The sequence below is a fragment of the Streptomyces litmocidini genome (assembly GCF_014649755.1).
Lineage (GTDB): Bacteria > Actinomycetota > Actinomycetes > Streptomycetales > Streptomycetaceae > Streptomyces > Streptomyces litmocidini.
In genome coordinates, this window is record NZ_BMTQ01000020.1 from 38434 (window position 1) to 50502 (window position 12069).

The 12069-nt window shown below is 73.9% G+C and carries 8 protein-coding genes; 3 read left to right on the forward strand and 5 right to left on the reverse strand.

Translation table 11 applies throughout. From position 1 onward, the window contains the following. Positions 1–84: 84 nt before the first annotated feature. A complete protein-coding gene (locus IE180_RS31260) occupies positions 85–315 on the reverse strand; it encodes a hypothetical protein (RefSeq protein WP_190160323.1) in 231 nt (76 codons plus the stop codon). A 352-nt stretch (positions 316–667) separates the two neighbouring features. Here IE180_RS31260 and IE180_RS31265 point away from each other — a divergent pair, with 352 nt between their 5' ends. The 3 genes from IE180_RS31265 (at position 668) to lanL (ending at position 4659) form a co-directional block, all read left to right on the forward strand. Beyond that, positions 668–1618 carry a glycoside hydrolase family 16 protein gene (locus tag IE180_RS31265; RefSeq protein ID WP_190160324.1) on the forward strand — a complete coding sequence of 317 codons (951 nt, stop codon included), beginning with the start codon at positions 668–670 and terminating at the stop codon, positions 1616–1618. A gap of 150 nt (positions 1619–1768) precedes the next feature. Continuing rightward, a complete protein-coding gene (locus IE180_RS31270) occupies positions 1769–1951 on the forward strand; it encodes an SflA family class IV lanthipeptide (RefSeq protein ID WP_190160325.1) in 183 nt (60 codons plus the stop codon). Between the two features lie 2 nt (positions 1952–1953). Then, complete coding sequence (gene lanL / locus IE180_RS31275; RefSeq protein WP_190160326.1) at positions 1954–4659, forward strand: class IV lanthionine synthetase LanL; 2706 nt, start codon at positions 1954–1956, stop codon at positions 4657–4659. 111 nt (positions 4660–4770) lie between these two features. Here lanL and IE180_RS31280 read toward each other — a convergent pair whose 3' ends face one another. From IE180_RS31280 to IE180_RS31295, 4 genes are all read right to left on the reverse strand, one after another. Further along, positions 4771–7323: a galactose oxidase family protein gene (locus tag IE180_RS31280; RefSeq protein WP_229861082.1), complete on the reverse strand. Its 2553-nt coding sequence runs from the start codon at positions 7321–7323 to the stop codon at positions 4771–4773. A gap of 245 nt (positions 7324–7568) precedes the next feature. Further along, positions 7569–11087 carry a CHAT domain-containing protein gene (locus IE180_RS31285; protein ID WP_190160327.1) on the reverse strand — a complete coding sequence of 1173 codons (3519 nt, stop codon included), beginning with the start codon at positions 11085–11087 and terminating at the stop codon, positions 7569–7571. Between the two features lie 3 nt (positions 11088–11090). After that, a complete protein-coding gene (locus IE180_RS31290; protein ID WP_190160328.1) occupies positions 11091–11240 on the reverse strand; it encodes a hypothetical protein in 150 nt (49 codons plus the stop codon). Continuing rightward, entirely contained in the window at positions 11237–11884 is a 648-nt protein-coding gene (locus tag IE180_RS31295) for a DUF6338 family protein (protein ID WP_190160329.1), read from the reverse strand. Before IE180_RS31295 ends, IE180_RS31290 begins: the two co-directional genes overlap by 4 nt. Between the last annotated feature and the right edge of the window lie 185 nt (positions 11885–12069).

Sequence of the window (12069 nt, forward strand, 5' to 3'; positions counted from 1 at the left end):
TCGCGGCATGTCGTGGGACGTGGCGACGTCCGGCGCGGTGGCCGGACTCTTCGGGCGGCGTGTCGCGGACCGCGCCCTCGGGGGTCAGGAGGGCAGTACGGGTCCCCTGGTGGGCATGTACGAGGGCTTCGGCGGTATCCCCATCGCCGGGGCGTCCGACTGCATGCCGATCAGGCTGCTGCCCATGGCGGCCGCCAGGATCGCGCCGATCACGGAGACCGGCCAGCCGAAGCGCCGCAGCAGACGGCTGCGCAGACCCGACTGGTCGACGAACACCGGTGCCGGAGCAGGCTCTTCGAAAGGCGATCCGGACATGCCGGGCTGTACCGGGTATGCCGATCCGCGCTCGAAGGGCGTGATGACTTGGCGCATCTTGTGTGGCCTTTTTGTGCAGGGTACGTAGACCGCTGAAGCGTAGAGCGGACCGTAGCGCACGGCCTGAATCGTTTGGCGAACGATGTTCCCATTTGACATGATCCGTTCGAATGTCGTAACCGGATCGGTATGTGGGCGGGCATGTTCCGACCCGCGGACGACCGGGGCGCGGACGGGGGGCGGGGCGGCCCGGACCCTTCGCTAGGATGACCCCTCAATTCGTGTGATCAGCGATTGATCCTCATGCAAAGGGCGTGTCCGGGTACCGCCTCAACGCCCCAAGGAGAACCCCGTGAGCCAACCCCGCCGCACCTCTCGTCGCCGCGTGTGGGCCGTGCTCACGCTCCCCGCCCTCCTGTGCGCACTCGCCGCGTGTTCCGCCGACCCCGCGTCCGGCGGGGGCGCCGACGCGGCCCCGCCCGCGCAGGACGCCTCGCCGACCCCGACCGGGCCGCCCGGGACCCTGTTCGACGACTTCCACTACAGCGGCGCCGACGACCCCTCCCTCGCCGCCCACGGCTGGGAGATCCGTACCGGCGGGGGCGGCCCGGGGATCAAGGACACCTGGTCCGCCGACGGCGTCGGCTTCCCCTCCGACGCGACCGCCCAGGGGGGCAGGGCCCTGCGGCTGCGGTCCTCCACCGACGGCACCGCGCAGGGCACCCGGCAGGTCGAGGTGCAGACCACCGGCAAGAACTTCCTCACGGGCACCTTCGCCGCCCGCGTCCACCTCAGCGACAAGCCCACGAGCGGCCGCAACGGCGACCACGTCGTCCAGACCTTCTTCCCCATCTCCCCCGCGGACTCCTCCGAGAACTACAGCGAGCTCGACTTCGAGTACCTGCCGAACGGCGGCTGGGGGTCGGTGGGGCCGCGACTCGACAACGTCAGCTGGTACAAGGCCGATCCGCCGGACCGGGTCAGCCACACGCTCAACCGGCGGCTCGAGGGCTGGCACACCATGGTGATCACCGCCATGGACGGAAAGGTCACCTACTCCCTGGACGGCGAGAAGCTCTTCACCAGCTCCGGCAAGTACGTCCCGCGCGAGAAGATGGACATCCACTTCAGCAACTGGTTCGTCGACCTCCCCTTCACGGGCGGCCCGCGCGCCTGGGACGTGAAGGTCGACTGGGTCTACTACAAGGCCGACGAGGCCGTCTCCCCGGCGGACGTCCAGAAGACGGTGGACGGCTTCTACAGCGCCGGCACCGACTACGTCAACACCGTGCCGAAGTCCTGACCCCGTACGCAGAACACGTCCTGACCGTCCCCTTGTCAGCGGGTTCGCCTCCTCCCTACCTTTGTGCAGCGAGTTCCCGGCTCGGCGGGCCCACCGGTCCGCCGAGCCGTTTCCTGCTCCTCAGCGCACGACAGACCATGGAGGCGTCACATGCCCGTAGCCGTGCCGGAACTTCTGGAAGTCGACGGAATCCGCGACGCGGGTCCGCTGGAGATCGACGACGAGGCGATCGCGTTCGAGGACGACGACCGCGGCGACCGCGAACACATGGCGTGTCTCGCCGACCCCTGGGTGACCGCCACCACCCGCTTCGCGTGTGACCTGAACTCGTAGCGGTGGCCGTCTCCATCGCCGGCCGCAGCGGTTGGTCGGACGACACCTGGTCGTATCTGAACGATCCGCGGATGCCGGCGATGGAACACGGCTGGAAACTGCACGTCTCGGCGCGCCCCGGCGAACTCGACGCCGTGACCCGCCTCGTCCTCCCGGTGCTGTCCCGGCACGTCTGCCACGCGAAGTTCGCCCGCGACCCGGAGACGCTGCGCCGCCTCAACTCCGGGGTGGTGAGCGCCGGAGCCGTCGGCAAGGCGATCACCGTCTATCCCGCGGCCGGCGCCGTGGTCGAGGTCGCCCGGGAACTCGCCGCCGTCCTGCGCGGCCGGGAGGGCCCGCGGATCGTCAGCGACCGGCGGGTCGACCCGGCGGCCCCGGTCTACTACCGCTACGGCCCCTTCACGGGCGACTACCGGACCGGCCGGAGCGGGCGGCTCGAATCCATCATGACCGGCCCGGACGGCCGGATCTTCGACGGCCTGGCCGTGGGCCGCTACCGGTGCCCGCCCTGGGCCGAGGACCCCTTCGCGACCGGCCCCGGACCCGGTGACGAGTCGTCCGCGCCCGGCTTCGGCGGCGGACGCTACGCGCTCACCGCCGGCATCGCGCGCGCCGCCCGGGGCAACGTCTACCGCGCGGTCGACCACGCCCTCGGGCGCCCGGTCGTGGTCAAACAGGCGAGGGCCTTCGTCGGCGAGGACGAATCCGGTACGGACGCCCGCCACCGGCTGCGCAACGAGCACAGGGTCCTCACCGCGCTCGACGGCGTCACGGGCGTGCCCCGCGCCCTGGACTACTTCGCCCACCGGTCGGACGAGTACCTGGTGATGAGCGACTGCGGGGACCGGAACCTGCGCAAGGAGGTCCTGCGCGGCGGGCCCTACCGGGACGACGACGCCCGGTCGGCACGCTCCCTGTCCGTCCTCGCCTCCCGCCTCCTGCGCGTCCTGGACGCGGTCCACGGCCGGAACGTGGTCGTCCGCGACCTCAAGCCCGACAACGTCGTGCTCGACGACTCGGGCCCCGGCCACTGCCACGTGATCGACTTCGGGATCAGCGAGCACGACGGCACCGGTCCGGGAGGAGCGACCCCCGGATACGGCGAACCGGTGCTGCGCGCCACCGGACCGGCCGCCCCCGCCGACGACCACTACGCCCTCGGCGCGACCCTCTTCTTCGCCGCCACCGGCATGGACCCGGTGATCGTCGACGCCGACCACGAGGTCAACCGGGACAGGACCCTGGCCTGCCTGGCCTGGGCGCTGCCCGGCCGCGCCCACCGCGAGATCCGGTCGACGGTCACCGGCCTCCTGAGCTTCGACCCGGCCGTACGGACCGCCGCCTCCGACCGCCTGCGCACCGGCACGCCCGGACCCGCACGCCGGCCCGCACGCCCCCGGATCGACGACGACCTGCTGGACGAGGTCGTCGCGCACACGACCGCGTACTGCGTCGGGGAGGCGCGCGCGATCGTGGATCCGGTACGGGCGGCCCGGCTGAACGTCCCCACCTCGATCGACGTCTACGGCGGCAGTGCGGGGCTCGGACTGGAGCTCCTCCACCACGCGGACCGGCCCCTCGTGCGGTCCGCCGTCGACGCGTTGGCGCGGTGGACGGCGGAGCAGTCCAGGAACCTGCCGCCCGGCTTCTACACGGGACGCACCGGCGTCGAGCTCTTCCTCACCGAGGCGGGAACGGACGCGGGACGGGAGACGGGCGCGGGACGGGCGACGGACGCGGGCACGGGAACGGGCACGGAACCGGGAACGGAACCGGGAACGGAACCGGGAACGGAACCGGGACCGGGAACGGAACCGGGACCGGGACCGGGAACAGAACCGGGAACGGGAACGGACACAGGAACGGACGCGGGCACGGACGCACGGCCCGCCCGCTCCCTCCTGCCGGAGCGCGCGCCGGACGGCGGCCCTCCGGAGGCGGACCTGATCGCGGGAGCCGCCGGAATCGGCCTCGGCCGGCTGCTGCTCGCCCGGCACGCCCTCCGGTCCGGTGACCGGGCCGCCGCGGACCGGCACCTCGCCGTCGCCGCCGACTGCAACCGGATGCTGGCGTCGGGCACCGCCCGGCTGTCGCCGGCCGGTGCGGACACGGCCGGCGGCGCCGCGCTCCGCGAGGGCATCGCGCACGGCGAGGCGGGCGTCGTCTGTTTCCTGCTCGAGTACGGCCGCGTCACGGGGGACCCGGACGCGATCAGCCGCTCCGAGAGGGCCGCCGCGCACCTGGCCGCCGTGACGCCGGACATCATCGCGGCCGCCGCCGCGCCGGGAGCGGCACGGAGCTACGGCTCGTGGTGCCGGGGCCTGGCCGGCATCGGGACCGTGCTCGTCCGGGCCGCCGAACTCCTCGACGAGCCCGGACACCTCGACCTCGCCCGGCGGGCCGCGCGCGCCTGCGCCGCCCTGGCACCGCGGATGCCGCTGGTCACGCAGTGCTGCGGACTGGCCGGAGTGGGCGAGCTGATGGTGGACGTCGCCGAGGCGTCCGCGTCCGAGGAGTTCCGGGACGCGGCCGAGACGGTCGCCCTGCTCGTCCTGAGCCGCAGCGGCGGCACCTGGTCCCGGCCCGTGTTCCCGGACGCCGGTCTCGTCCGGCCGAGCGCCACCTGGGCCGGCGGCTCCGCGGGCGTGCTGTCGTTCTTCAGACGGCTGCGCGACCGGGGCGGCCCGCGGCTCGGCCTCCCCGCCTGACCGCCGCCACCGGCAGCGCCGTCACGACGTCCGGGTGCTCCGCGCGTCCCGGCCGCGGCGCCCGGCCCCGGCGGGTGCTCCGGGCCGGGGGCGGACGCCGCTGCCGTACCGTCAGGAGACGGTGACGAACCGGGCGGTGCTCGGCACCCCTCGGGCGTCCAGGGCGAAGAGCATGTAGGTGCCCGGCAGGACCACGCCCGTGTCGGCCGGGAGGGACACCGTGTACGTGCCGGTCCCCGTGGCCGTGGACTTCAGCGGGACCCGCCGCTGGTCGTTGTCCGTGGAGTGGGTCGCGGCCGCGGTCCGCATCAGGACGAAGGAGGCCACCGGCCCCTCGGTGGTGACGGTGAGCGAGGTGCCGGCGGCGGCCCGGGGCGGCACGCCGCCGGTGATGACGGGACGCGGCTTGGGCGAGCCGTCCGCGTTGAGCAGGTACGGCGGGGTGAACACGGCACCGTCGGAGTGGTTGGTGGCGCAGTCGCCGCACAGGCCGCCGCCGCCGGAGAAGACCCGGCCGTCGGGCAGCAGGTTCGCCACGCTGTGGTAGTTGCGCGGGATGGCCATGCTGGCGAGCGGGGTGAAGCGTCCGGTCGCCGGGTCCCACAGCTCGGGGGTCAGCACGGACGTGGCGTCGCTGAACGGCACGGGGTACGACTGTCCGCCGAACACGGCGACCTTGCCGTCGGGCAGGACGACGCTGTTGCCGAAGGCGCGGGCGTGGCCCATGTCTCCCGTGCGGGCGGCCGTGGCCCGGTCGCCGTCGACGCTCACGGTGTACGCGCGCCGGGTGGCGGGCGTGTTCTCGTACGCGGGCGAGCCGCCCAGGGTGAGCAGCTTGCCGACGTCGTACGCGACGGCGTTGCCGGTCATGGCGTCCTGGCTGTCGGCCCGGGTGCCGGCGGAGGTGATGCTCCCGTTCCCGCCGGTCGTGATCCAGTTCATCTGCTTGCTCGGGCCCAGTTGGAGCACCTTGCCGCCCGAGGTGGCGTACAGCCACATGTGGTTGTCCGCACGGTAGGGGCCGCGGGGGTCGGCCGTCATCGCCGGGGTGGCGGGGACGCCGGGGAGCTTGCGCCAGGCGCGGGTGTCCGGGGACCAGACCTCGCCGGACTTGTCCCCCGTGGCTCCGCTCCAGGATCCGCCGAGGACGAAGGCCTCTCCGGTGGAGATCAGGGTCATGGCCTGGTAGCCGCGGGCGATGTTCATGTCGGTGGTCGCGGACCAGGTGTCGGTGGCCGGGTCGTAGATGCTCGCCTTCTGCGCGTTGCTGCCGCCGGTGACCAGGACCCGGCCGTCGGCGAGCATCGCTATGCCCGGACAGAACATGTCGTGGCCGGTGTTGTCGATGCGGCGCTGGGTGACCTTGCCCGTCCTCAGGTCCAGGATCGCGGTCTGGGTGTAGCCGTTGCTGCCGCCGAAGCGGTCGAGCGCGTACGCCGACCAGGCCAGGAGCTTGTCGCCCGGCAGGACGGCGCTGGCCACCGGCACCAGGGGGAAGCCGGTGATCCGGCTCCAGGAGCCGTGGGCGGCAGGATCGGCCGGTCCGCTCAGGCGTATCTCGGCCGCGGAGGTCCAGGGCCCGCGGTCGCCGGCCTCGCGGGTCACGGTCAGGCGTATGTAGCGGGCGCTGCCGGGGCGTATGAAGGTGGCGGTCTTGACGGTGTCGTCGTCGCGCCAGGTGCCCGTGGAGACCGGTGCGCCGAAGGTGGTGCCGTCGGTGCTGGTGGTGATGGTGTACGCGCCCGCGCGCCCGTTGATGCCGTCCTTGCGGGGCTGGTACACGAGCGCCGAGACCACCGTCGTGCGGTGCATGTCGACGGTGATGCTGTGCGGCAGCGGGGCCGGGGTCCCGGACCACCGGCTGTGCCAGAGGGTCGCGGCGTCGCCGTCGAGGACGTTGGCGGCGCGGCCGTTCTCCTTGAGGGTCTCCTCGTCGCTCGCCGTGGCGGTCCATCCGGTCCGGGGAAGGTCGACGGTGGCCGCCGGGGTTCCGGGGTCGCCGAGGAGGTTGAGTTCCGCGGCCGCGCTCCACGGGCCGCGGTTTCCGGCCTCGGTGAGGGCGGTGAGCCGGACGAACCGCGCGCCCTGCGGGGCGAATCCGAGGGTCTTGGCGGCGGCGTCGTCCGCGAGGGTGCCGGTGGCGACCGGGCTGCCCCAGCTCCGGCCGTCGGTGCTCACGCTGATGCTGTACTCACCGACGCGCCCGTTGATCCCGACGGTGCGGGGCTGGTACACGAGCGCCGAGACCACCGTCGTGCGGTGCATGTCGACGGTGATGCTGTGCGGCAGCGGGGCCGGGGTCCCGGACCACCGGCTGTGCCAGAGGGTCGCGGAGTCGCCGTCGAGGACGTTGGCGGCGCGGCCGTTCTCCTTGAGGGTCTCCTCGTCGCTCGCCGTCGCCGTCCATCCGGTCCGGTCGAGCACGGGAGCCGTCGGCTCCATGGCGCTCGCCGGGGCCACGCCGTGGTGCGGCGACTGCTTCGCCGTCTGCTGGTCGAAGGCCCCCGGTATCGGCGGGGGTGTCGCTCCCCGGCCGGCCGGTCCCGTGCTCGCCGTTCCCAGCCAGGGAGTGAGCCCGACGAGCAGCGAGCCGAGGGCGAAGGCGACGAGCAGGGGGAAGCGGCGGAATGCTCCGGCGAGGGAGCGCATGCGTCTGGTCTGCAATCGGACCTCCTGGGCGAACCGAACCGCTGTGCGGGCCCCTCGAACATAGGGCAGAACGGCCCAACTCGACTGTGGAACGATCGAGTTGGCAGAAGAGGAGGGAGAGGAGGAGAGACGAGGGCGATCCCGACGACGGCCCGTTCCAGGGCTCCGCCGCGCCGGTCGGGGCCGGCTCCGGAGGTCTCCTCGGTCCGGACCCGGCCGAGTCGGCCGCGGATCGGCCTCCGGTACGACGGGGCGCGTGATCAGGCGCCCGCGTGGATGTACGCGGCCCACACCGACGGCAGGTTCGGGTACTTCGCCCTGAGCCGCCTGACCGCGCGGTGGACCGCCGCCGACGCGCACAACGCACCGGACCGATCCGCGGTCAACTCGCCGTAGACCTGCCGGCTGAAGGCCGGTGCCACGGCGTCGTCGACGCGCCAGAGCGTGCCGACCACCTGGGAGAACCCGGCTATCTGAAAAGCCGCCAACGGGTGGATCGCCTCGTCGGACAGACGCGCGGTGGTGCGGGCCGTGTCGCAGGCCGACAGGAACGCGAACTCCGCGTCCCGCAGGCGCAGCCGGGAAAGGTCCAGCACCCGGAAGGGCGCACGGTCGTGGTCGTGCAGCGCGAGGTGGCTGTCCGAAGGGTTGTCCGGGTCGCTGTACCCGTGGCAGGCGAAGTGCGCCCAGCCACTGGCCGGCAGGGCGTCGAGAACGGCGTCACGAGTCGCGTCCGCGCCGACCAGGACCGTGGCGCCGGGCAGGAGGGCGGCCAGGTGGTCGGCTTCGGCCTGTGCGCCGGGCAGGTCCGGGGCGTCCGGGGTGCGCGGCATCGCGACCACCAGCAGCCGCGGTTCGTCCCGGTCGCCGCGGCGGCCCGCGCGGGCGTGGCCCAGGGCACGGATCGTCGGCGTCGTCGAGGAGACGACGCGGTCGAGGAGCACGGGCCCGCCGTCGCGGTGGTGGCCCGCCGCGTGCAGGGGGAGCAGGCTGAGCGACCCGACCGGGGCCCACCAGATCCTTGGCCACGGCCCGTCCGGCGCCGGTTCCGCCGTCAGCCCCAGCTCGCCGAGCACAGGGCCCACGACGGTGTCCCACAGCCACGCGAGCGTGTCGTGGATCGCCGACTCGGCGGCCGGCCGCCCCTCCGTGAACGCGGTGTGCAGCGCGCGTACGCGGTGACTCACGGCCTCTTCGCTCAGCCGGTCCAGCGCGCGTGACCGGACCCCGTCCGGAGTGACGATCAGGGCGTCGCACCGGTGCCGGCTGACGTTGACGTACACGATCGGGCCCTCGTGCGCCTGCGCGGTGAGGTCGGTGAGCAGCGGGGGCCGCAGGAACCGCTCCATCCCGGGCAGCGCGCGGATCCGGTCGGTCACCGCGTCGAGCTCGTCGGCGAGGGCCACGCGGTCGCTCGTGGTGTCGGTTTCGAACTCCGCGGTGAGCGTCCGGAAGCGTTCGGCCAGTTCGGGCGCCCGCTCGCGCAGGTCGGAGAGGTCGCCGCGGCCGTCGAGTGCCTGGGCGGCGAGCACGCAGCGGCCGGATTCGAGCAGGGTCACCGCGCTCGCCTCGTCGCCTGCGGCCAGCGCGCACGCGGCCGCGTCGGCGGCGACCCCGGCGAACCGGCCGAGCCAGTACTGGGCGTCCTCGCGGCCCAGGCGGCGTCCGGCGAGCCGGGGCAGCAGCCGGACCGCGGCGGCGTACCCCTCGGCGGCCACGTCGAACCGCCCGGCCTCGGCGGCCAGGTCGCCCCACCGGCCCGCGGCCTCCGCCCGGCTCGCCGTCGGGGATCCGGCAGACGCCGCGGCTTCCCGGTAGTGGTCGAGCGCCTCGGTCAGCGCGTCGCCGTCGCCGAGGTGCCGGAAGCCGAGGGCCAGGACGTTGGCGACGCGGGTCAGCAGACCCGCCCGGGCGTAGGCGTCCTGCCCGGGCCTCCGCGCCGCGCTCCGGGCCAGGCCGATCGCCTCGGCGAGGAGTCGCGGATCCGGCGGCTCCCGTCGCGCGGCGGCGGGCGCCACGGGGTTCGTGCACCAGTCGCCGAGCGCGGCGGCCAGGCTCGCGGTGTACCCGGGCCAGTCCGGGCTGTCCCGCGGAGTCGCGGCCACGGACGCGCGGCGCGCGGCGATCGCGTCCCGCAACGCGTTCCGGTCGCCGAACCTCTCGTACGCCATCCACAGCACACCGCCGAGATTGGCCAGCCGCACGGCCCGGTCCGGGTCGTCGTCCGCCGTCACGTCCGCGGCCGCGCGGTGCGCGGCGATCGCCTCGTCGAGCACGCCCGCCCGGCCCGTCCTGGTGAACCAGTCGGACAGCATGGCGCCGAGGTTGGAGAGCCGCTGGGCCTGTCCGGCGACCAGGTTCGCGCCGAGGCGGACGGACTCCCGCGCGTGGTCGACCGCCTCCGACAACACCTGCAGCTCGCCGGTCACCCGGAACCGGTTGTGCAGCACGACGGCGAGGATCCCGAGCGAACGCGGGTGGTCGCCCCGCCCGGCCGTGGCCTCGGCGGCACGGCGGGCGACGTCGATCGCCTCCATGACGTGGGCCAGGTCTCCGGTCGCGTGGAACAACGCGTTCAGGTTGACGGCGAGGTTGCCCATGAACTGGACCCGCAGCGGATGACCCGCCGGCGTGCAGGCGACCGCCTCCCGCTCGATGCCGACGGCCTCCACGAGCGCGGCGTGGTCCCCGAACTCCTCGCCCCGGGTGGCCAGCGCCGTGGCGAAGTGGTCCAGGCGCACGCCCCGGCGGGGGTGCCCTGCGGGGGTCGCCGCCGCCACCGAACGCCCGAGTGCGATCGCCCGGTCGAGCAGGGCCGGGTCCCGGGTCTGCTCGAACTCGGCGGCGTACCGCCCGCACGCTTCGGCCTCGGTGTCGGCACGCTCCCAGCCGCGGTCCGGTGTCGGGCGCTCGCCGGTGAGCGCGGCCCAGGCGCGTTCCGTGGCCGTCAGCTCGACGAGGTTCTGCGAGTGCCGTGGATCGGTGACCGGGGTGTGGGCCCCCAGCCTCTGCCGGACCCGAAGCAGTTCGGCCAGGTCATCGCGCGCTCCGCGGGCCCGGTAGCGGCCGTCGAGCAGGTCCGCGAGGTTCTTCAGCCGGTCGAGCACGTCGGGCGATCCGGCCGGCGTGAGCTCCACCGCTCGCCGCGCGGCGTCGACGGCCTCCTCCACGGCACCGGCCTCTCCGGTCTCACGGGACCAGTCGCGCAGGACGACGGCGAGGTAGTGCAGGCTCCGGGCGGCGGACACGTCGTCGGGGCAGCATGCGACGGCGGCCCGCGCCCGCTCGACGGCTTCCGCCAGAAAGGCGAGGTCTTCCGTCACGGTGAACGCCGTCCGCAGCGCGACGACGAGGTTGTCCAGGTGGAACGCCTTCTTCGTGGACGGTTCCTCGTCGACGGCCGCCCGACTCCACTCCAGCGCGTCGGCCAGGGTTCCGCGGTCCTGGTTCCGTTGGAACGCGGTGTGCAGCAGCATGCCGAGGTTGTTGGCGTAGCCCGCCGATTCGTCCGGGCTTTCGTACGACAGGAAGTAGGCCTCCGTGACCGCCTGGACGGCTTCCTGCAGGAACGCGAAGTCGCCGGTCTGGTGGTAGCGGGTCTGCAGCAGGCCTCCGAGGTTCGACAGGACCGAGCGGCGCTCGGCCGCGTCCTCGGCGGCCAGCAGGGTACGGCCGAGGTCGATCGCCTTCTCGACCGACGCGGGGTCCGCGCTGTGGCGGGCCACCTGGAACGCCTCCCAGAACCGCTCGGCCAGGCCGTTCGCGGGCTCGCCGCCCACGCGTCAGTCCTCGTTGCCGTTCGAGGTGCCGGCCGGGCCGCCGGGCGCCTCGTCCGGCTCGGCGACCGTGCGTTTCGGGGTGTAGCCGCGTTCCGTGGCCTCCTGCAGCAGTGCCGCCTCTTCGGGCGAGAGCTCGGGTTCGTGCGTCATCATCGCTCCTCCCCCGGCGCAGCCGCCGGTTCTCCGGGTTCGACGAGCTCCAGCACGTCGAAGTCCTCCGCCCGCAGCAGCAGGCCCGCCGTTCCGTGCACGCGCGCGCCGAACGACCCGTCGGCGCCCATCACGCGCGCCGATTCGAGGTACAGCTCGGCCGGGTGGGGGTACGAGGAGGCGTACGACCGGTGGCCGTACCAGCCGCCCGCCCAGTTGCCGTCCTTCAGCCGTACGCGCACGAAGCACGCCTCGCGGTCGCGGAACGCGTGGTCCCAGGCGCTGGGCGTGCGCAGGAACCGGGCCCTGCGCCGCTGCCGGTCCACCAGGGAGACGGTGGCCGCCGCCCCGGCCGGCACGACGAGGAACAGCACCACGGCGACGAAGCCGACCACGCGCGGCCGCTCCACGAAGCCGTCCCAGCCGCCGGTTCCTCGCGCCAGGCGAATCAGCGCCGGCCCCGCCACCACGGCGTACAGGGCGTCCAGCGCGATCGACGCGACGATCGCCCGCAGCACCCGCTCGCCCAGATCACGCTCACCGGGCACCGGCCCACGGCGGCGTTCCCGGACGAACTGGTAGGTGACCCCGGGCAGCACCAGGAGGACGAGCAGAACGAGTTGCGCGACGGTCGCAGGCGCCTGCACTCGCCACCCCCATGTCTCACGGGCTCCCTTCGATCAGGCTACCGGCTTGCGCCTCCGGTCGCTGACGACAGGACGGACAAAGGCAGTTGGGGCACCTCCCGGTGAGCGGCGACCGGCCGTTCCCCCGTGGCGCCGGTCCCCCACCGCCCGCCTCGGCATGCCCGGCGACGGCGTCCGGAAGCACG

Excerpts from the sequence above, each read along its gene's own strand:
- IE180_RS31260 (WP_190160323.1), bottom strand. The coding sequence starts at position 315 with ATGTCCGGATCGCCTTTCGAAGAGCCTGCTCCGGCACCGGTGTTCGTC.
- IE180_RS31270 (WP_190160325.1), top strand. The coding sequence starts at position 1,769 with ATGCCCGTAGCCGTGCCGGAACTTCTGGAAGTCGACGGAATCCGCGAC.
- IE180_RS31290 (WP_190160328.1), bottom strand. The coding sequence starts at position 11,240 with ATGATGACGCACGAACCCGAGCTCTCGCCCGAAGAGGCGGCACTGCTG.